This is a genomic window from Calothrix sp. FACHB-168 (assembly GCF_963889195.1).
Taxonomy (GTDB): Bacteria; Cyanobacteriota; Cyanobacteriia; order Cyanobacteriales; family Nostocaceae; genus Aulosira; species Aulosira anomala_A.
Window position 1 is genome coordinate 98,246 of the sequence record NZ_CAWPNJ010000027.1, and the last position, 21,363, is coordinate 119,608.

The window sequence follows — 21,363 nt, forward strand, 5'->3', positions numbered from 1 at the left end:
TGTGGGGTGACACTTGTGGGTGTTACTAGCTTTGCATTGTTATCCCAAAACTAAGAATGTCGATTTAGTGACAACTTCGCTCGAACTGCCTCATTTAAATAATTACCAAAAAAAAGTTGGGTAGTCGCATTGTTGTTGGTGAAGCGTGTTGGACTAAATCTTAGCCTAAGCCTACGTATGTCTAAGCCTAAACAAGTATAAACCTTTGTTTGCTTTCAACCATGAGACGATTACTAGTCGCCTCCAACAAGCGGATAACCAACCGCTTCAAAATAAAAAATTTCAAATTTAGGCTAACACATTTTGACCAACAGCGAGACTACCTGACGCACAAAAATCATCAGGACAGTCACTCATGTTCCAAGAAAATTTCGGGGCTGATGTTGATAACAAGCCCCAATTAAGCCTTTCACAGCCTTCAAAAAAGAAAATCAAACCCCACCTGCCCGCAGAATCCTTGGGCAAACGCTACGTAGAGCGCTTTTGGCATCCATTTGGGGCGATAGTTGCCCCTTCTTTAGTAGAAGGTACAAAACCAGCATGGCGTACCATCGACTATTACCTCCAACCCTCCCAACTGTGGAACCTGCACCAAGACAAGTCGAAACTAGTAGGTCTGCGCTTTAACGACACAACTCGTTACGCCACAATCGATTTAGACTTTTTTGGTGACTACCATAACATTGAATCCATAAATCGCATCAAAGCGGCACTAGAGGACATCGGCATAGTCGATATCATCATCCTCCAGTCCAGCTTTAGTGGTGGCTATCACCTGATCCTAACCTTTGCATCCCCCCTGCCCACCTTTGCCCTAGCCTGCGCCCTAGAAATTACCTTGAGAAATGCAGGCTTTATCCTACGCCAAGGACATTTAGAAATCTTCCCCAACACCAAACCATATAGTGCCAAACAAATAACCAACTACAAAGCCATCCGTTGCCCCATGCAACCAGGTAGCGGGTCATTTTTACTTGATGATGACCTACAACCAATTAGCGACTCAGTTTCTATCTTCCTCGATCATTGCGATCGCGCGGCCAGTCGGCAAGATTTAACTAAACTAAAACGGGTAGCGAACAAAGCCAAAAAACAAATTTCACGGGAGAGATATCGCAAGCAAGAGTCTGCTGACGTTGTACAGTGGCGTGCCAACTGGGAAGAAATCATCACCACAGGCTGGACGGGAAAAGGACAAACAAACACCCTCCTACAAATCTTTGTAGGGTACGGAATCGTCTTTTTAGACTTAGAGAGTGATAAATTAGTCGAATTTTGCCTCTCCACCGCAATTAACGCCCCCGGCTACAGCCAATATTGCCGACACCAACACGAAATCGAAGCTAGAGTGCGGCATTGGGTAGAATCCACAATTCGCAACAAATGGTACAGCGCCTACATTAGTTATCCCGAAAGGTTGTTGGGTACATTCGCCAACACCTTTGCAGAAGCCATAGCAGGCATTAAGAGCATTGATAAACCCAAAGACAACGTAATCCCATTTGACCGTCGTAAGCAACAGAACTGGGAACGCAGCCAACAAGCCCAACAACGCATCCAGATAGTAGTAAGGGCAATAGAGTGGGATAGTGGGTTGCCAGCAGGGGCTACTGAACGGGGTAAAGCAATACGTGCTGAATACAAGCGCCGCTTTCACAAAACTATCTCACAAGAGACACTACAAAAGCATTTGCATTTGTGGCATCCTACGCGCTACATCTTAGATCCGTGGGCAGAAAATAGCTCAAACCCTTATCAATCAAGCAATGACGGGCAATTTGATAGCTTTGAAAACTCATCCAGAAAACAGAGTGCTGAAAACCCTTACCAAAAGCAAAATGACGGTCATTTTCACTATATGAAGGTTTTTTGTAACTGTTTACCTCCGGCTGCCGATGCCCCTACAGGGCAGTTGGCAGCCGCAAGTTTTGAAGAAGTTGCTGAGTCTGAAGGAGAATTTTTTGTACTACAGGTACAAGATGAATCTGAGGAAATTAATATTAATTCTGAAGAATTGAATTTATTACAACCAGAAGATTTGTCGTTAACTTCATCTGTTAATAATTACGATAATTCATCAGTTTCTTCAAATGTTATACAATTAGCTAAAAACGTTAATCAAAGTAATTCAGATAAGGATTTTAAATACCTTTCTAACCTCAGCGCGGTTGAAAATTATAATAACAAAAACTTATCAATTAATTCTGTTAGTATTGCACCTACACCTGCAATTGTGCCGCCTGAAACCTCACATGAAGCTGAAGTTAGTGAGCAAAGTACAGCTTCAGACGACTCAGTAACAACTCTCGCTTTGTTAGAACTGAAGCAACTGACTAAGTTGCGACTCCAAGCAGCATCCCACGCCAAGCGTGTAACTAGAGAATACTGCCTAATTGCGCGATGCTTAATTGGGGGCAAGGAACGTGAAAGACTGGAGCAGACTGCAAAAATGCAATTTTATCTCGATTCAAGTAACAAAACTCTAATTGCAGAAGCTAACGAGTGGGCAGCTGCCAATCCTGGCTGCCTACCGTTTTCGTTGGAGTTAGCGTTTCAACAAAGTGAGACGTAATGGCTGAATTTCATAAGTAGGGGTAATTTGGATGCCTATATGGGTACATGGAATTGAAAACAGTTTCCTGCAATGGAATGTATTCTGTATTAACAGTATTTTGAAAACATAAATATCCGCTATTTAATCCTATTACAGCCAATTTATCAAGTCTGAGTAGATTAATTAATCAAGTGTTACATAATCAGAAATTTCTGTCTGTTCTAACTCACTTAAAAAGCCAGTTAATGCAAATGGACATTTACAACTTAGCTCTTTTTCTAGAAAATCAGCATTTAAGTGATATTCCAGACAGACAGTATCAAAAATATCCTCAGTGGTTAATCCGAGATTTTTATCTAATTCCACTATTCGCGCTTCTATTAAGTAAATTAACTCTTTAACAGAGAAGTAAGTTTCGATTGTGGAAGTAATTATTAGCTGATTTATTTTAGTAACTATCATTTTAACTCTGCTCTTATTTGTAAACGTAATCTTCAAATAGGAAAATACTGTTGTAAAATTGGATATAAAAAAGCAGCAATTGTCTCAAACTCATCACCATCTGGATAGGGACGAGAAATTTCCTCCCCATCTTCATTCAACCACTCTTGCCGCATGGGAGTGTACTCAAGTGATAGAATTGCAGTTCTCCACCAGCCCGATAACGCTAAATGTTCACCAGACCAAAATAGCCGAAAATCAACCTTATTATTTCGATAAACTTCACTAATAGGATTAGAATTAGGACGATTTTTAGAATTATAACTTTCGGTAAAGTAGCCTTGAAAATCAATTTTCAAAAAACCTTTTTCAATTTCTGCTGTTAATTTAAAGCGAGAGTGTGGATAATGAGCAGATAAGATTTTGGCAGATGCTAATTCAAATTCTATAGGTAAAGTAGATAAGCTCATTAATTAATAATTTTCCTTTAAATACGCTATTGAACATAATTTACAAACTATTATCGCTGATAATAGTTTGTAAATTATGCCGATTCTTCAATCAGCAAACGCTCATTCATATTCAGCTTGAAAGTACCGTAAGGATTGATATGCAACCAAATCAAGGGTGAAAGTTTAGTTTTCACTTCATGACAGCCTCGCCAGCTCTACCCCAAGTCAGCACTGAGTGTTTATCGTAGCAACGATGGTGGTAAAACGTGGGAGAAACTTTGGACTGAAACTAATGGAGTAGTCGTGAAACTACCGAGGGTGGCCGCCGAGATACGTGCAAAATGGGACACGTTGTAAAGTTTTGTTAAGAATTCAACAAAAAACCTGGGATTTACAAAGATTCCAGCCGCTTAAGCAAGCACTAAACTTTCAACCTCATCCAGTGAGGGTGGCACAGTCTCCATATCAATTAGGTAATCACCAAACCGCTTAACATGAGCCGTAATATAAGGACTTACAACCGCCACATCCTCACGACTAATCAAATAACCCTGTTTCTGTAAATCACGCAATATATCAGTTAAATCTACAACATTTTGGAACAAAACAGCATTTGCTACCAAATCCTTATACTTAATCACCTTCTCCTGTTCAATTGGGTCATTCTTCATCACAACCCCAAAGCCGCCAAAGAAAAACCACTTCGAGAATTTATGATAAGCCTCCACAATATTTGTCACAGCAGTAATTTCTTTTCTCAGCTGCATATCCGATATGTATTGCAGCAAGAAAACAGTTCTCACTACTTGCCCTAATTCCTGAAAAGCCTGATATAATCTGTTCTTACGGCTATAATTTCCCAATTTACGCAATAAGATTGCACTCGATACCTTACCTGTTTGGATTGATAAAACCACCTGTAAAATATCTTGCCAATGGGTTTCTATCCGTTTCCAATCAACAGTAAGAGAGAACAAAGAATCAATATGCTGATAAACAGTCTCTTTATCAGGACGATAAAAATTTAAATCTTTCCAATTACGAATCCGAGGCATTAACTTAATTCCCAGCATATGTGCTAATGCAAACACAGGTGTTGATTGACCGTGGGTATCAGCATGAATTGTATCGGGTTGAATATCGGAAGAGTTTTTTAACAACCCCTCGATGATATGAACAGCTTCCCAAGTCCCACAAGAAATAAACTGGCTAAATAAAGCCACATAGGTATCAGAGACGTGGTGGTAAGCTATTCCTCCGTAGCCCCCATAGCGAATATGATACTCAGACAGTAAATTCTCTTCGTAGAGTTCATACTTCGTTCCATCTGCCGCCGCACTTTTACCATCGCCCCAAACTGACGGCAGATTTAAAGCATTATAGCGGTTAATAATATCCACCAATGCTGCATTGAGCTTATCCACAGTCACATGGCGACGGTTGACAAATGCCAGTTCCTTCGCGGTGACGATACCTCGCATATGTCTCGCCGCTTGAGTAGGCCCCAAATTGCAACCGTAAGTAAACGTCGTTAAAAGATAACGTTCCGTCGCACGTTCAATTTTAGGATCTGAACCTGACAGCGGCCCAAAGTGACGGGTAAAATTTGTCCAGTAGTCAACATTTCTGAGGATATCGATTAAATTTCTTTCTGGAAATTGTTCTTCTATTTTTTCTATTAAAGCTTTGGCAGCAACACTCAACTCGTTACGCTGATACTTTTTGAGAATGGGTTCGCCTTCATCATTAATAATAAATTGGTGGTTATTGGGATAACCTGCATCCACAGCCGCCGCCGTGTCCGTCAACCAGAATTTCAATGTCTTAGTAAACTCAAAAGCGTTATTAGGAAAGCCTAAATTCTCACAGTATTGGTCAACTAACGGCAAACACTCTGACCAAGGCAGTAATTGTTCGCGGTAGTCGGCGTAATCTTCACTACCAACAACACAGATATCTCCTGACCTTAATTCGGCTGCTAGGTAGTAAAAAATACAAGCCTCGAAGTGCCGCCGAACGAATTTGGTTTTCTCTCCTTGCTTGAATACAACTAATTTTCGCCACTGTTCTGAAATAAAATCTAGTTCAATACTTGCTTTAAGAAATTCTCCTCGACGATGAGAATTATCTAGGACAAATTGTAATGCTTTGATAACACTTTGTTCGTTAGTAGTTGATTTAAACTCTAACGCTTTTACTAAGCGGAAAAATGTCCGCCGGTGATTTTTATAAAATTTCCAAATTAGAGGAAGATGATTATTACCCCTATAAGCATTCATCGCCTCACATTCCGAAAGCAGTTGCTCTGCTCCTCCATCTTGAGTGAATACCTTATTTAATTTATGAAACAGGGATATTTCCTGATTTGTTGTTAACTCAGTAGAGAGATTTAATTCCTGTATCTGAAGAGGGGAATTAGATGAATAACTATCGGATGCTTCAATTTCTGGGTGAGAGGATACTGGTTCATGAAGAGATTGATTTTCCTCCATAAACACATGAATGACATTAGTCAACACACCAACTAATTTCTCTTGTGTTTCTTGAATCCTCTTTTTGATGAGTTCTAGTTCTTTAGTAGCATCGTTATTGATTGAGCGCATTTGTTTTAAAAACATCTCAACCAAACTATCTCGTGCTGTCACTTGCGCCGCATAAATTAAACATAAAATCAAAGTAATCCGTTTGGCTAAACTGAAATCTTTGATTTCATGGGCATCTAACACCCGTGCTTCGGCAGCAAAATGGTGAATTTTCGCCGTGGTAATATCCTTGAGGATTGGCTTAACATCACCCAAAGAATCCAGCCAGATTAAATGTACAATAAAGTCATTGATGTTGTTACGTGTAGGGCTTTTAGGTAATTGCTTCAGGCTATTAAAGGAGGTTTGATACTCAAGTGGATGACGCTCTAACAAGTCCAGCAAGCGTTCTTGGTAATCTGACGAGATGCGACTCAGTACCAGGGAAAATAATCCTTGGTTTACGATATTTCTCACTCGACGGACTAATCTATTTAATGTGTTGAATCCTGGTAATTCATATCTATTTTTAACTAATTCAGCAATGGCTACATTCATTAAATCAGCAGGGTTATCCATGACTTTTGCCGATTCATTCACTGCTTTTATAGCTATATGTAGCCCAGTTTGATTGAATTGATTTACCTGGAGATATTCGCGGATAGCAGTCCGGTGTCGATACATGGTTTTGCGATTTTCATAGCCCAAAACAGTATCACCTGTCAATTTTAAATTGCTGCGAATATGATTAACTATTTTCAGAGGAATATCTACTAGAGAAGGAAAGTAACCTAGTCGCTGAAATGATTTTAATAGGCATACTAAGTTAAGAATATTACTTTCACCTTTAGTTGTTGCGTAAGCAAAAGCAATTTCACTCTTGTTGGGTGTGTAAATCTCGGTGAGTTCTTTGGCAGTTAATTGACGCTTAAATCGAGGGTAAGCGGTACGTTCTATCGATGTCACCATCAGTATGTGTTTGTGCGATTTAACACTTCAAAAGGTATATATCACCAATCAGCCACAAGCGTTGGATTTTATGTAGAGAAACATTACCAAAAAGAACTGTTTATGGGCAAGTTTTTAACATGGAATGTGTGGGGAGTTGATTGTGTCGTACCCAATGTTAAAGTACCCAATTACCTTTTATGGGCAAGTTGATTTTTATGACTCATACTGCTCCACCCAAAAAAGTCACAAACCTAGAGAAACGCACACGAGAATATCTGCTACCCAATGAAGTTGAAGCCATGATTAAAGCAGCCTCATCAACAGGGCGGCATGGTCACAGAGATTCGACTTTAATTTTACTGGCTTATCGTCACGGTCTACGTGTATCAGAATTGGTAGCCCTGCGATGGTCACAAGTAGATTTTTCTAGTGGCACAATTCATATTAATCGACTCAAGCATGGTATCAGTTCAACCCATCCTTTACGTGCAAAAGAGTTGAGGTGGCTACGACAACTACAACGAGAATATCCTGACTCCCCTTACTTGTTTGTTTCTGAGCGTGGTACTCCGATGGCTGCTGCCACAGCTTTTAATATTATTAGTCGTGCTGGCACGCTTGCTGGTTTAGCTTTATCGGTACATCCGCATATGTTACGTCATGCCTGCGGGTTTTATCTGGCTTCTCATGGTCACGACACTAGAGCTATTCAGGCTTATCTGGGACACAAAAATATTCAACACACTATTCGCTACACAGAGCTATCGAGCGATCGCTTCCAAAATTTCTGGCTCGACTGAACCTAAAATCAATGGTTTCAACCTGATTTCTTTACAAAACTTTACAACGTGTCCCATTTTGCACGTATCTCGGCGGCCACCCACCGATGCTCCCAACAATCCGCAAATGCTTTATGCAGTGAATGAGAACAATACTGTCTTTCAATCGCAGAATCAAGGCAATAGTTGGAAAGAGTTAAATTAACTGTCTGTTGTCTACGTAAGACCTTACGGTTGTGATGTAGCTGTAGAGAAATTAGCACTAACAGCACGTTGCAAATTAGCTAGAGCACGATTGTAATCCAAAATAGCCGTAACGCGATTACCCTCAGCCCTTGTAAGCTCAGTTTCAGAAACAATAACATCTGTTTGAGTACCTACACCAGCTTGAAACCTCAGCCTTGCTAAACGTAAAGCCTCTTGAGCCTGTTCTAGAGCAACGGTAGCAGTCTGAACATTACTTAAATTAGATTGCAAATTAGTATAAGCCTGTTCCACCTGAAAGCGAATCTGATTGCGTTGCTCTGCAAAACGAGTTTCGGCAATAGCAATGTTGACTTTCTGTTGAGCAGCCCTAGCCTTAGCTGCTCCACCATCAAATAAATTCCAGTTGGCTCTAACTCCTAATGAATAGCCATCTGTAATGCCAATACTATCATTAAAAGCGTCCAACAAGTTGTAACTAGCAACCAAACTAACTTGGGGACGAACCTCAGAAAGCGCCAAACGTCGCTGTTGTTCACTAATATTGCGTTGTACTAACTGTTGTTGAAGTTCTGCACGATTTTGAAAAGCAAGCACAATACTTTCTTCCTGTGTCTGATTCCACAAGCCCGCCAATATTACGGAGTCTGCTGCACTGATATTCACAGATTCTGGTAAGCTCAACCGTGTCGCCAACCGCCTTGCAGCAATTTGCTGTTGACTAATAGCATTAACTAGCTCTTGTTGAGCATTTGCTAAGTTTACCTGAGAACGAAGAACATCAAATCTCGTACCAGCTCCAGCCCTTTCTAATGCTTGAGCATCCTTTAAACTTCGTTGGGCATTTTCTACAGCAGCACGATTAATCCGTACTTGTTCGTCTGTTTGTTGTAAATTGTAATATTCAGTAGCAACATTCAGCCGAATTTCCTGTGACAAACGCTCTACATCCAACTCATCAAAACGTAATTGTTCCTCAGCTGCTCTGATGCGAGCCGACCTGGAGCCAGAGGTGTAAATGTTATAACTCAGTTGTGCTGCTCCAGAAAAGTTTGTACTTGGAGCTTGTTCTGTAGAAGGTATCCCACTTCTAGAACGCAGTCCAGCAGAAAGCTGACCGCTAGCAGATTGTTGACGAGAAATGTCAGTATTTAAACTAACATTGGGATACAAAGTAGCTTGTGCTTCACGCAGAGCTGCACGACTTCGTTCTGAAGTCAGTATTGATACTTGTAGCTCCCGATTATTCCGCTGTGCCAGTTCCAAAGCTTGTTGCAGAGTAATCGGCTGAGTTTCCTGAATTTTGACATCTTCTGGTTTGGTAGGAAACTGGAGAGAATTTGGATTAGGGTTGAGGTTATCGAGTAAAGTCGGAGTAAGAGATGCAGACTGAGCAGTTGGTGATGAGTCAGCTTGAGAAGGAACTTTTTCTGTTTGACTACTCTGAGGCTGAGTCAAAGCACGTACAGGTTGAGCTGAACTAACAGCAAAATCACTTAAGGTAAATACACAACTAATACCCGCAATTACTAGATAACGATACTTTGACATATATTATTTAAACTCCTGTAATTCACACCACACAGCAAAAAATGACTACACTCTAAAAGCAGGGGTAGTAACAAAAGATAGAAAACCTATAGGTTAAATACGAAATCTTCTATTTAGATTGGCGTAAGCGGCGAAACAGCCATTTAAATGGCGAAAAAGAGCGATCGCTGTTTAGGTGGATAACATTAAACGGTAGTTCGATGGTAAAAGTACTACCTTTACCTAATTCGCTTTGCACATTCAAACTACCGTGGTGTGCCAGAACAATTGCAGAAGCGATCGCCAATCCTAATCCAGAACCGCCAGTGCTACGAGAGCGATCGCTATTCACCCGATAAAAGCGATCGTAAATTCGAGTCAGTTCCTTCTCTGGGATACCAATACCCGTATCATGAACCCGAATCACAGCATGATGGTCACTACAACCCAGGCAAACAGTAACCTCCCCTCCTTTGGGTGTATACTGAATTGCATTGACAATTAAATTAGAAACCAAACGATAAAGCTGGTCACTATCACCGACAATATTTACTGGCTTATTTACCTTGATGCTAGATTGCAGCATTACACCTGCCGCGATTGCCATCGCTTCAAATTCCTCGACTAAATCGCTGACAATATCATTTAGACAACATTGTTCTAGTTGTACTGGCAGATGTTGCCTATCTAAACGAGCCAATAATAATAAATCTACAACCAAAGTAATAAGTCGCTGATTCTGACGGTGAATAGTTCGCAGAATGTCCCGCGTTTCTTCTTCATCCAGTTGCGACATTAAAAGCGCTGATTCCACCGTTGCGCCTGTTGCAGCTAAAGGCGTTCGCAATTCGTGTGCTGCATCTGCTGTAAACTGTTGAATTTGTCGATAAGATTGATAAATTGGCTGCATGGCTAATCCTGATAGCCACCAACTAGCAACTGCAACCATACCCATTGCGATCGGCAATCCCAAACCTAAACTTAATTTCACACTATCCAGATAACGATTAAATTCTTCAAGACTTCGCCCCACTTGCATATAGCCCCAATCCCGATGATCTTGGGTGTGTAGCATTAAAGAATTTTGGTGATAATCATTGCCTTTGCTGTCTTTGAGAAATAACCATTTTTCATTCCTGAAGACAGTAGACAGTCCTTCTGGATAATTGCCAGTAGTAGCAATCAAGCGTCCTGAAATATCAAAAAAACGCACATAGTAGTGATCTTTATTAACTACACCAAGAAAATGGCGTTTAGTATCTGACTGCTGTTGAGTACAGCCAGCTCCAACTCTACATATATTTATATTTGGGAATAGCTGCTGTACAACAGGTTCCAAACTCCCAGGTTGCCTGAGCTTAAATTCAATACTGTCATGGAGTGTTCCGGCTACAGACTCAATTTCACTGTCTAAGGCTACCACATGGGCATGGAAAACAGCTCTGTAGACACCGAAAGCACAAACGCTTAAAATTGAACCCATGACGAGGGCATACCACAGAGCTAAACGAACACGAGTTCCTCGAAACAGTTTATTTTGATTCATTAGTCAGATTCAGACGATATCCCATACCGTGCAAAGTTTCAATCGGGTTGGCGCAGTCGAAGCAGGCTAGTTTGCGACGCAACAAACGTACTTGCGCCGCCACCACATTGCTAGCAGGTTCTGCACTCACTTCCCAAAGCTGATTGCGAATCTGTTCCGTGGTAACAATTTGATTGGGGTGCTTCATAAAATATTCCACCAGTTGGAATTCTTTATTAGTTAAAGAAATTTCCTGTTTTTCGCCCGTCGTGTTTTGACCGACAACTGTACTATTGCTGTAATCTAAAGTAAAGTTACCAACGGTTAGTTGTTGAGGTTGTAAGTGGGGATGACGCCGCTGCAATGCCCGTAACCTTGCCAGTAATTCTGCCATTCCAAAAGGCTTCACCAAGTAATCATCAGCACCCGCATCTAAGCCAGCAACTTTATCTTCCATGCTATCTCTAGCTGTGAGCATCAAGACAGGCAAAGAATTTCCTTTTAAACGCAGCTTTTTACACAATTCTAAACCAGTAAATCCTGGGAGCATCCAATCTAAAATCGCCACTGTATATTGTGCCGAACTATTTTCTAAATATGCCCATGCTTCATTACCATCCATTACCCAGTCAACTAAATACTTTTGCTGCTTCAGCGTTCGCTTAATAGCAGCACCCAAATCTGACTCATCTTCGACCAGCAACACACGCATATCAAATTGAAAAGTTAGAGGTTCGTGGCAGTTTTGTGAAATCAGCATAGTTAATAACAGGGTTATCCCTTACAAACAGATTGACAGAAGTTTATGAAATTAGGATGAAATTCTGAGTTATTAAATAATATATACAAGCAAGCTATCTAAGATCATAAAGAGATGCTACGGCTTTGGCAGTAGAAAAACTCAGTAGATATGATTGCTCAATTGGTGTGAGTGATACTCAGTTAGAGAAGTTAACAAATCTAACTAATTGCAATACGTCTACTGAGTTATTTTTTATTCTGACAGGTAATGATGAAATCAAGATGAAATATTAAGTCAGCTCATAAAATCTCTAATTGCACTTAAACCCAACTACAATACATCAATCAAAAGCTAGGGTTTTGACTTGTTCAGGTACTAAAAAATAAACATTAGTTTTGATATATCACCATAGACACAACAACCCTTATTCACATCAATTATAAATCTCAATACATTGCTCATGTTTCCAAATAAAAGCCCGCCCGCAGGCGAGCTAAGATTCTTCCGAGAATAGCTAATAAATTTTAACCATTATCTGTTAACTGTTTTAGAAAGCAAAAGTGGTACGCAGTGTACCAACGTAAATTGTGTCGTTGTTATTATTATGCTCTGGATTGAAGATGACCAATAAACCAGGAGTGACGGAAATATTATCGTTGATCTGTAGGCGGTACAGAGCTTCTAGGTGGTAAGAGGTGTCGTTATCTTCACGCCTAGTAGTTCTTGCGGCGGAAGTGAATGCATCATTATCACTTACTTTAGGTGGTTGACCAAAAATCAGACCAAGCAAGTTGCCTTCTTTGCCAAAGTCTTTGAAGGCTACGGTTGCAGCCCAGTAATTCATTGATGCTTCATCACCTTGATTCACACCCGTACCACTTGCCCTGGCTTCAGCGTTGCTGTAACCATACCAACCACCAATAGTTAACTTGGAACTGGGTTTGAAGGTAGCTTCTATACCGTAATGGTTGGCAGTAGTAGCAACTCCATTGAAGGGATTACCTGCGTATACACTACCTGTACCCTCAAACATGTTTACACTGGATAAACTATTTTGATAGCTGTGAGCGTAGGTAAGACCAATATTAAATGCATCACTAGGCCTGAAAGCTACCTGACCAAGGGCTGTATAGGCACCATTTGTCAGACCTCCATTTGAACCAGGATTGCTAGCTGTGCGAGCTATGTAAGCCGCAGATGCAGTGAAAGCTCCTGTAGGATTGAAAGTTATGGTTGCACCTGCACCACCGAAACCAGTGCGATAGATAGGGCTAAATCGACCATAGCGAGACAAAGCGCCCCTACCATCACTGGCAAGATCAGGGTTGAAGTTGTTGATGTTGTCGTAGATGTTACCGCCTGCTGCATCAATTTTTACCCGCACTGCATTACTCAGGTTGAAAGCATAGTTAATTTTATCGATGACAGTCTCATTGTTCTGATTTCCGTCAAAACCGAAGCGGGTCATGTTAGTACCCGTCACATTTGTGTCATAGGGAGTGACGTTCCGGGATTGCAAGCGGATTTGCAATAGGTCTGTACCAACAAAACTTGATTCCAATCTCAGACGAACCCGGTCAGTTAGAATAGTATTAGAATCTAGGTCGGGAGCAGTACTTGAATCTACACCAGAAGGAACTGCCCTTTGATCGCTACCAAAAACATTAGATACGTTAAAAATTGCTTCCCCAATTAACTTGGTGGTAGTCGAGAACTGATTGGCTTCCAACTCAGCAGTGCGTACTTCTAAAGCATCTACGCGACCACGCAGGGTAGCTAGTTCCGCAGAAAATTCTTCTTGCAGACGCTGTAGGGTAGCCAAATCCTCTTTTGTTACTAAGTCAGCAGTTGCTGTAGCAATCAGTTCATTAACTCTATCTAAACAAGCATTCAAACCAGCAGCAAATTCATAACGAGTTAAAGCACGATTACCTCGGTAAGTCGCATTGGGATAACCAGCAATACAACCGTAACGTTCAACTAGTGATTGTAAAGCTTGGAATGCCCAGTCTGTTGGTTGTACATCAGAAAACTGCGAAACGGATGTGACTTGGCCAGTCTCACCACTGTACTGTTGAATTTGGCTTAAAGAAGAATCTTTTGGAAGAGAGTTTGCTTCTTGTTTAATTTCAGTTGAAACAGGAATTTCAGCCGCTATTGTTGCTCCTGAAAAAGCTAAGTTGGCTAATAAAACTCCAGGACTAATTAGTAGGCATTTCCAAAATAACTTAGACATGACTGTTTGCTCTTCACACCAAAGTAATAAGTATTTATAGGGTATACCCCTATAACTAGATTCTCAGAGGAGGATGAAATTAAGATGAAATTTAAAATATTTGAATAAAAAAATTAGTAAGTAGATTGAGCATTATATTAGATACTTGTCAACTCAATTATCAAGGATAATAAAAGCATAGTATGATGAAATTAGGATGAAATTACAAGTTACTTAATAAAATAAATTCAACGAATAAAAACCACTTGATAAACAAGTTTCCCAATTCAATCCAAACAAACATCAAAACACTAAATTATAGAGAAATGGCTAACTCTAGTGGACTCAGCTAGTGGGTATCAAAATAATTGCGTATTAGAGCAACATAGATCGGTATTAGCTTTAAAACTGTGGTTAGAGAGGTAGCAGCAAGTACATAGGAATTAAATAAAGGATTGAGCTGTAAAGCTAATTGTGTATTGAAGCGAATGCCAGCGCATGAACGGCGGCGAACGCTGGAGTAGGGCTATTGTTCATTTACCGCTATTAAAGAAAAACAGACCCAAACTAGGAGCCTGCTGATAGTATGTCTTCTAGCAAGACATGCCGAGACAATAAATTTACAGGCTCACATACTATCTATTTAGATAGAGTGGTGGTTTGCGGCGAAATTTCCTTATAGCATCGTTGCAAGGCTTGGAGTCTTGCTGAAGTTGCTCCGCCAGTAGGTTGTGCTGGTGAGATATTTGCACAGGCTTCTGTTTTACTGGATTGTTGTACTGTGCCTTGCGGAAGCCCTTTATAGCATTCTTGTAAAGCTTGTAGTCTTGCTAAACTAGCTCCGCCAGTGGGTCTTGCTGGGGGAATGTTTTCACAAGCTCCTGTTTTTGAAGTATCTGTATTTGCATAAGCAGCAGAAAACGATAGGTGAAGTAAAGCTATTCCCAAGGGAATTGCCAAAATAGATGCAGTTCGGATGACAAGTATCTTCATAGCTAAAATCCTCAAACAATAAGCAATTTATGCTACTAATTGAATGAAATAACCTTGGTAAGCCAAATTTCAGTAATTAACGACCGTAAGTTTGAATTCGAGCTGTACCAAGAGGAATTTGTGCAGTTAGATTAGGCATTTTGCCGTACACTCGGTACAGCCAGACGTGGTTACGAAATGATGTATTAACACCTTGCAGCTTAACTAAGAGCGTTGTCTGCGGTTCCACAGGTTGGGAGAAAATCACTGTAACTGTTTGGTTATTTACAGAAACTTGAGCATCAATTTTCTTGCCAGATTGATTTTGAATCTCAATTCCCTTGTTAATGCTTACACCATCGGGTGAATCAATAGCCAGTTCTGATAGAGATTGTCCCTGAACATGAACCTGAAACTCATGCGTTGCACCCGGAAACCCAACAGTGCTAGGAAATGCTACGCCATTACCAATATAAGAGACTTTGAAATTGCCCTTGTTTTCGCTTCCCCAAGCAGATGAAAATGAAGAAGTTACTATTAGAAAAAATGCTGCACCCGCATAAATTGACTTTTTCATAACTAACTCCGGCAAGATGATGTAGGGTAAGCAAGATCCACCATCCCACCCTACAGCTATCGATTAATTTAGTTAACAGCCACAGCTAAAATTAACAGCAGTTACTCAGCCTAGCCACCGTAAGTCTGAATCCGGGCTAGACCAAGTGGGATTTCTTGCGTGAATCCAACTTTCTTGGCATAGACTTGGTACTGCCAAGTTGCACCATAGCCTGGTTCATATGTTTGAGTATTAACTCCTTTCATACGAATTGATATGCTTGTACCAGGGGCTACTGGTTCCGAAAAAGCTACTGTAGCTTTTCTGTTGTTAATGGAAACCGTTGTCGGAATTTTTTGACCTAATTTATTTTCGACTTCAATTCCTTTATCAATACTTACCCCCTCTGGTAAATCAATCGCCAATTCTGAAAGTGCTTTACCTTGGACATGAACATCAAACTTATGAGTAGCATCTAAGGTACGGGCATTATTAGGAACAGCAGTACTATTTCCTAAATGGGAAAATTTAGCATCATTTGGATTTTTCGCCCAAGCAGTAGGAACTGAAGATGCAATAACTAAGGTAAAGGCAATGGTGTAAATCAGCTTTTTCATCAATATTCTCCTTGTTTTGTTAATCGATTAATTACCTCTATATCTATAATTGTGAAAGGTATTGATGAAATAGAGATGAAATCTTGTTATATTAAGTAAAATTTAAAATATGGTTATTAAATGCAATGATTGAAAATTATTGATGATTAATAATATTTGACAATTGGATTTAAAAAATCAAAAAAGCTTCTGACGTTTAACTTATGTGTAAGTTAAATATCAGAGGCTTTTTTTATTGAATAGCGCTAAGTTTAAAAATTTACACGAAATCTAGCTACACCTATAGGTATTTCTGCATTAATGCCAACAAGATTAGCAGATAAACGGTAGACAGGGCCATTACCAAGAAATGGTTGTTTGACATTCTTGATATCAATCTTTAGCTTAGTATTAGGAACAATTGGTTCAGCAAAAGCTAGTAGTATAGTTTTGCCATTTACAGAAACATTAGTGTTAATTTTTCTGCCATTATCTTCGTTTATAACAACATCATTAGTATTATCACTCCACCTGATAGTATTTGGAACTTCAATTTTTAACTGCGAAACACTCTTGCTATTTTTGGGAACGTGTACTCGCAAAGTATGTCTAACACGCGACCAGCGAGTCTTAGGAAATTGATAGTTACCATCAACATGAGGAACATTACCATCTTCTTCATTGGCACTTGCATAGTTGGCAGGAATTAAAAGTGCAGCAGCTAGAGTAGATATAGTAACGTAAACTAGCATTTTCTTCATGTTTACTCCTCACTTAATTATTAACGTCAGTAAATCAAAATGAACCTGTGATAAATCAATACGTAACAATCTGGTAAAACTAAAATTAACTACCTTCCTTCTACGTTTTTTACTTTTCACAAGGTGAAAAAAAGATTAGGTTTTAAGTTTTTATACTCTTACACCTTGTAATACCAACATTTTCAAAAATTTTCATGAAAAGTCAGTCTACGGTTACACGTTAATTAAAGGAAATTAGAAATATTACCGTTAACTTGTTTACCGTTTGAAGTCCAAAAGGTATACTACCTTTATTGATAAGTTTGGCAGGTCTGAATGAAATCAAGATGAAATTTTTGATGAATGTCAAAATTTAAGGATTAAAATGTAGGGAATTGAGCTACACCAACGGGAATCTCTATCTCACTACCAACAACCTTAGCTGAAAAGTGGTATACAGAAGCTGGGCCTGTCACTGGTTGTTGAACTTGATTAAAATTAACTAAGAGTTTAGTGTTAGAAATAACCTTTTCAGGGAAATCTATAATAATCTGTTTGCCATTGACGGAAATATTAGTATTAATTTTTTGACCATTCGGGTCAAAGACATCAATGTCATTACTCACTGCTACAGTAGATGGAGTTTCAATAATAAGTTGAGAAAGAGCGTTGTTGTTTTGGGGGATGTTTAATCGAAAAGTATGTTTGACAAGCCGCCAACTATTAGTTGGATATTGCAAGTTATTCTCAATGTTAGTCTCTTTAGCACTTGCATGACTAAAAGAAATGAAAGCTGTAGTGGCAAGAGCAAACACTGTACCTGTGTAAATCAATGTTTTCTTCATCTGGAATTTTTAAGTAAATTTTATGTAAAATAAGCTACATATTTTTGCTTATTGAACGAACCTTTACATTATGAGTTTGACAGGTCACGATGAAATCAAGATGAAATTTTGGCTGGTTTTGGAAAATTATTCATTCATGTTATGGTAAGTAGCTACGGCTGAAGGAGAACTGCGGTTGACGTAGCGAAAAATCCAATATTTGAAAATTGTATCCATGACAACTGGGACAGTAGCAATGAATAGTGAAATCAGACTTTTATTTTCTGGAAGACCAAAATGCTTTGAGGTGTTTTCTAAAATTATTTCCCAACCATAGGGAGAGTGATAGCCGACAAAGATATCAGTAGCGAGAATAATGAAAAAAGCTTTCGCGGAGTCGCTTAAACCATAAATTAAGTCGGCACTAAAAAATTGAATAGTGGTAAGCTGCTGTTTACCAAAGACACATAATATAATAAATGACAATAATGAAAGTATATCTGCAAATACATTAGCAACTGCATTAATACTTTCAGTTTTGTATTTTTGGGATAATGCAATAGCCTGATCTTTAATCTTCTGTTCTACAATCTTTGAAGAAAGTTCTGGAGTTTTTCCCAGCAGTACTTCAAATTGAATTTTTCGTTCAAATCTTTTAAATTCAGTTAAGGCTCTTTCTTCCTGAGAAGAGTTTAAGAAAATTACCGATGGTTCTTGGCTCCAGTATTTATAAATCAAAGGTTGAATTACAAATGTTTTAAACAGATTATTCACTAATAATGGAACAAGGAATAGAATTAACAAGTAACGGAGCGAACTAATTGTTCTCTGACGAGAAACGCGAAACTCTTCAACAACCTTATGCTCTGCATTTGGCTCTAGTGCTTGTTTTAGCTTTTCTAGAGTTTGTAGTATCGACCGAGGAACAAAGCTAAGTTTTTGAGATTTTGGATTAGGTTTCATTCTCATTTGTTCGATAAAGTCAGGCTAGTAGTATTACCGTTGTGGCCGAACTAAAAAGCCTGAGAATAGTGTGGAACAAAGCCAAGGGATAAGCTCCTAAAAGTTACTATATATAATCAGGATGAAATTAAGATGAAATAAATCATCAAATACTAAATATTCAATCATAAAAAATCAGACTTTTGGTCATGACTAGTTACTGCATGACAAAAGTCTGATTAAGCTTTAAAAATAAGGAGCATGAAACTAAAATCTAGTATAGACAATTTAATTACATTGATATGCAATAGATTCAAATTTTATTCTATTAAGTAGATTGCTTGGCTTAAGTCCTACTACACAATTATGAAATTGACATGAAATTTCTAGAGAATTTGAGATAAAAAACTTACTCCTGTAGACAGAAGTTAATGCTGGGATAAATTCCTAAATTTAAATCTTATAACTGGAGAGCAAGTCAGGTTAAGGTATAGGGTTTAATTTTCAAGAGAAAGCTGGATACAGTTAAAAATATTTGGGAGTTTTAATAATTAGTCAAATTTTTTAATTGATAAATATGCATTATTATTTTTTCAAAATTCAATAATAATTATCATTTTATCTTCGGAAAGACAACTAATAATTTTGCTTGACTTAAAGTTAAAAAGTTGATATAAACTAAATGTTAAAATTCTGGCAATAGAGTACTTTATCTGCTTTTAACCACCTCGATTACTCAGATGTTTGGGGTCTGTTATGGCGAGGAGCAGGACTCTATGCTGAATTTAAGAAATGTATTACCAAGTTTGCCAGATAAGTAGATTATCCGGAAAAAACAGTCAATTTTAATAAGTTATCTCTGTGCCGCAAAGATTATCAAGGCGTAAACGTTTAAAAAAATTGCTAGCTTTGGTATTCAACCCTTCAGGTTGGATTCCTACCCACGCGTAAATGATGAAGTTAGACAAACATCCAAAAAGGCTGGCAATTTTTCAAACGATTGTAACTCGTCTGTGTGGGCGGCACAGCCCTTTATAGGCATCTCAATTGGTTGGCTGTTTTTTTATGTCCACGTACCTATAACTAAAAAAATGGCAATCAGAGACATCTTTGACAAACGATTCATCACCGACGACCTATTGGCATCCATAGTTGTATTTCTTGTCGCACTGCCTCTGTGCATGGGGATTGCGATCGCTTCGGGAGTGTCTCCATCTCGTGGCTTAGTGACAGGAATGGTAGGCGGAATTATTGTCGGCGCGATCGCAGGTTCCCCACTACAAGTCAGCGGCCCAGCTGCTGGACTGGCTGTCATTGTCGCAGAACTGATCCGCGATTACGGCATTGAAATGCTCGGGCCTATTCTCCTGCTGGCAGGACTAATCCAATTGCTGGCGGGAGTGTTCAAGCTAGGTCAGGTGTTCCGCGCCATATCTCCGGCAGTGATCTATGCAATGCTTGCAGGTATAGGCGTACTGATCTTCGCTTCCCAATTCCACGTAATGGTCGATGACTTGCCACGCGCGAGCGGAATTGAGAATCTAATTTCTATTCCCAACGCCATCTACAAGGGTATCTTTTTCAGCGACACTAGCAATCATCAAATTGCTGGAACCAGTCATCAAATTGCTGCGCTTATAGGTCTGGTTAGCATCTTCACACTCGTAGTTTGGGATAAGTTTAAGCCACGAAGATTGAATTTGCTACCTGGTGTTCTGATTGCTGTGGTGGTGGCAACTGCGATCGCCGCCATCATGAAGCTGCCAGTTAAATACGTCGATGTGCCAGCTAATCTTGCTTTTGCAATTCAATTGCCAACGCCTGCTTCCTTGACGCGCCTGTTTCAGGCACCACTGCTTATGGAAGCAATAGCGATCGCCTTGATCGCCAGTGCAGAAAGCCTACTCTCAGCCGCCGCAGTAGACCGACTACACCAGGGACAAAAAACGGATTTTGATCGCGAACTGGCCGCGCAAGGTTTTGGCAACATGATTTGTGGAGTGCTGGGGGCGTTACCAATGACAGGGGTGATTGTCCGCAGTTCCGTTAACGTGGAAGCAGGGGGTAAAACAAGACTTGCCAAGATGCTTCACGGCGTGTGGCTGCTGGCTCTGGTGATTGCTGCACCTGATGTTCTAAAGCTAATTCCTACTTCCAGTCTGGCAGCGATTCTAGTTTATACGGGCTACAAGCTGGTGGAAGTAGAGAAAATCCGCAAGCTAAAGCAGTACGGGCGCTTTCCTCTGGCGATTTACTTTGCCACCTTAATCGGTATTGTCGTTACCGATTTGCTTACTGGCGTGCTAATCGGCATTGTACTGTCAGCGGTCAAGCTGATCTATAAAGTATCTCATCTGAAAATTCACTTTGAAAAAGATGAAAAGAATCAACGGATTGATATGTACTTAGAAGGAGCAGCAACATTTATTCGGTTGCCAATGCTTGCAAAAGCCCTAGAACAGGTTCCACCAAGAACTGCACTACATCTGCACATAGAAAAGCTAGCGTACATTGACCACTCTTGCCTCGACTTGTTCTCAGTGTGGGAGAAGCAACAGAAGCAGACGGGAAGCACCCTCGTCGTGCAATGGGATGGTTTGGTAGAGCGCTATCGCCAACCGTTTGTTATTGGGCGATCGCGCACGATATTAACGGATAAAAATGGGCATGGGGTATGGTATCTATATCGATAAACATCGAAGTAGTATTTTCAAGTCAGTCAATCACGGGAAAATCCCACAACCAAGCATGAAAGTATGATATTTTCCCAAATGGTACTCCAAAACGAGGTTGTGGTTCACTAGTGCAACATTAGCCT

The 21,363-nt window shown here is 39.8% G+C and carries 15 protein-coding genes and 1 pseudogene; 3 read left to right on the top strand and 13 right to left on the bottom strand.

Features of this window, described 5'->3' with window-relative positions:
- Nucleotides 1–355 precede the first annotated feature (355 nt).
- Nucleotides 356–2,572, top strand: coding sequence for a hypothetical protein (locus AACW45_RS17220; RefSeq protein ID WP_190633732.1), 2,217 nt, complete (start codon nt 356–358; stop codon nt 2,570–2,572).
- A gap of 165 nt (nt 2,573–2,737) precedes the next feature.
- Here AACW45_RS17220 and AACW45_RS17225 read toward each other — a convergent pair whose 3' ends face one another.
- The 3 genes from AACW45_RS17225 to AACW45_RS17235 all read right to left on the bottom strand — a co-directional run bounded on the left by AACW45_RS17225 (nt 2,738) and on the right by AACW45_RS17235 (nt 6,935).
- Nucleotides 2,738–3,016, bottom strand: a complete 279-nt coding sequence (locus tag AACW45_RS17225; protein WP_190633733.1) for a hypothetical protein — start codon at nt 3,014–3,016, stop codon at nt 2,738–2,740.
- A gap of 32 nt (nt 3,017–3,048) precedes the next feature.
- Nucleotides 3,049–3,465 (bottom strand): hypothetical protein, encoded by a 417-nt coding sequence (locus tag AACW45_RS17230; protein ID WP_190633734.1) that lies wholly within the window; start codon nt 3,463–3,465, stop codon nt 3,049–3,051.
- Nucleotides 3,466–3,857: 392 nt separating this feature from the next.
- Nucleotides 3,858–6,935, bottom strand: coding sequence for a Tn3 family transposase (locus tag AACW45_RS17235; protein ID WP_190633754.1), 3,078 nt, complete (start codon nt 6,933–6,935; stop codon nt 3,858–3,860).
- A gap of 200 nt (nt 6,936–7,135) precedes the next feature.
- Here AACW45_RS17235 and AACW45_RS17240 point away from each other — a divergent pair, with 200 nt between their 5' ends.
- The gene (locus AACW45_RS17240) at nt 7,136–7,720 is read left to right on the top strand and encodes a tyrosine-type recombinase/integrase (RefSeq protein WP_199331167.1); all 585 of its coding nucleotides are present in this window, start codon (nt 7,136–7,138) and stop codon (nt 7,718–7,720) included.
- 207 nt (nt 7,721–7,927) lie between these two features.
- Here AACW45_RS17240 and AACW45_RS17245 read toward each other — a convergent pair.
- From AACW45_RS17245 to AACW45_RS17290, 10 genes and pseudogenes are all read right to left on the bottom strand, one after another.
- Nucleotides 7,928–9,262 (bottom strand): annotated as a pseudogene (locus tag AACW45_RS17245) (TolC family protein); the annotation flags it as partial.
- Between the two features lie 301 nt (nt 9,263–9,563).
- Entirely contained in the window at nt 9,564–10,979 is a 1,416-nt protein-coding gene (rppB, locus tag AACW45_RS17250) for a two-component system sensor histidine kinase RppB (RefSeq protein ID WP_190633737.1), read from the bottom strand.
- Nucleotides 10,966–11,718, bottom strand: coding sequence for a two-component system response regulator RppA (gene rppA / locus AACW45_RS17255; protein ID WP_190633738.1), 753 nt, complete (start codon nt 11,716–11,718; stop codon nt 10,966–10,968). The genes rppB and rppA overlap by 14 nt, the downstream gene beginning before the upstream one ends.
- Before the next feature lie 529 nt (nt 11,719–12,247).
- The gene (locus AACW45_RS17260; protein ID WP_190633739.1) at nt 12,248–13,936 is read right to left on the bottom strand and encodes an iron uptake porin; all 1,689 of its coding nucleotides are present in this window, start codon (nt 13,934–13,936) and stop codon (nt 12,248–12,250) included.
- Between the two features lie 618 nt (nt 13,937–14,554).
- A complete protein-coding gene (locus AACW45_RS17265; protein ID WP_190633740.1) occupies nt 14,555–14,908 on the bottom strand; it encodes a hypothetical protein in 354 nt (117 codons plus the stop codon).
- A 76-nt stretch (nt 14,909–14,984) separates the two neighbouring features.
- Nucleotides 14,985–15,464 (bottom strand): DUF2808 domain-containing protein, encoded by a 480-nt coding sequence (locus AACW45_RS17270; protein WP_190633741.1) that lies wholly within the window; start codon nt 15,462–15,464, stop codon nt 14,985–14,987.
- A gap of 110 nt (nt 15,465–15,574) precedes the next feature.
- Nucleotides 15,575–16,060 (bottom strand): DUF2808 domain-containing protein, encoded by a 486-nt coding sequence (locus tag AACW45_RS17275; RefSeq protein ID WP_190633742.1) that lies wholly within the window; start codon nt 16,058–16,060, stop codon nt 15,575–15,577.
- Between the two features lie 251 nt (nt 16,061–16,311).
- Complete coding sequence (locus AACW45_RS17280) at nt 16,312–16,800, bottom strand: DUF2808 domain-containing protein (RefSeq protein WP_190633743.1); 489 nt, start codon at nt 16,798–16,800, stop codon at nt 16,312–16,314.
- A 359-nt stretch (nt 16,801–17,159) separates the two neighbouring features.
- Nucleotides 17,160–17,624 (bottom strand): DUF2808 domain-containing protein, encoded by a 465-nt coding sequence (locus AACW45_RS17285; RefSeq protein ID WP_190633744.1) that lies wholly within the window; start codon nt 17,622–17,624, stop codon nt 17,160–17,162.
- A gap of 126 nt (nt 17,625–17,750) precedes the next feature.
- A complete protein-coding gene (locus AACW45_RS17290) occupies nt 17,751–18,566 on the bottom strand; it encodes a CemA family protein (RefSeq protein ID WP_190633745.1) in 816 nt (271 codons plus the stop codon).
- Between the two features lie 908 nt (nt 18,567–19,474).
- Between AACW45_RS17290 and AACW45_RS17295 the strand changes: the two genes are divergently transcribed.
- On the top strand, nt 19,475–21,238 hold the full coding sequence (locus AACW45_RS17295) for a SulP family inorganic anion transporter (protein ID WP_242046843.1): 1,764 nt from the start codon (nt 19,475–19,477) through the stop codon (nt 21,236–21,238).
- Nucleotides 21,239–21,363 lie beyond the last annotated feature (125 nt).

Bases quoted from the DNA above. Each gene is read 5' to 3' on its own strand.
- AACW45_RS17220 (WP_190633732.1), top strand. From the start codon at position 356: ATGTTCCAAGAAAATTTCGGGGCTGATGTTGATAACAAGCCCCAATTA.
- AACW45_RS17225 (WP_190633733.1), bottom strand. From the start codon at position 3,016: ATGATAGTTACTAAAATAAATCAGCTAATAATTACTTCCACAATCGAA.
- AACW45_RS17230 (WP_190633734.1), bottom strand. From the start codon at position 3,465: ATGAGCTTATCTACTTTACCTATAGAATTTGAATTAGCATCTGCCAAA.
- AACW45_RS17240 (WP_199331167.1), top strand. From the start codon at position 7,136: ATGACTCATACTGCTCCACCCAAAAAAGTCACAAACCTAGAGAAACGC.
- rppB (WP_190633737.1), bottom strand. From the start codon at position 10,979: ATGAATCAAAATAAACTGTTTCGAGGAACTCGTGTTCGTTTAGCTCTG.
- rppA (WP_190633738.1), bottom strand. From the start codon at position 11,718: ATGCTGATTTCACAAAACTGCCACGAACCTCTAACTTTTCAATTTGAT.
- AACW45_RS17260 (WP_190633739.1), bottom strand. From the start codon at position 13,936: ATGTCTAAGTTATTTTGGAAATGCCTACTAATTAGTCCTGGAGTTTTA.
- AACW45_RS17265 (WP_190633740.1), bottom strand. From the start codon at position 14,908: ATGAAGATACTTGTCATCCGAACTGCATCTATTTTGGCAATTCCCTTG.
- AACW45_RS17270 (WP_190633741.1), bottom strand. From the start codon at position 15,464: ATGAAAAAGTCAATTTATGCGGGTGCAGCATTTTTTCTAATAGTAACT.
- AACW45_RS17275 (WP_190633742.1), bottom strand. From the start codon at position 16,060: ATGAAAAAGCTGATTTACACCATTGCCTTTACCTTAGTTATTGCATCT.
- AACW45_RS17280 (WP_190633743.1), bottom strand. From the start codon at position 16,800: ATGAAGAAAATGCTAGTTTACGTTACTATATCTACTCTAGCTGCTGCA.
- AACW45_RS17285 (WP_190633744.1), bottom strand. From the start codon at position 17,624: ATGAAGAAAACATTGATTTACACAGGTACAGTGTTTGCTCTTGCCACT.
- AACW45_RS17290 (WP_190633745.1), bottom strand. From the start codon at position 18,566: ATGAAACCTAATCCAAAATCTCAAAAACTTAGCTTTGTTCCTCGGTCG.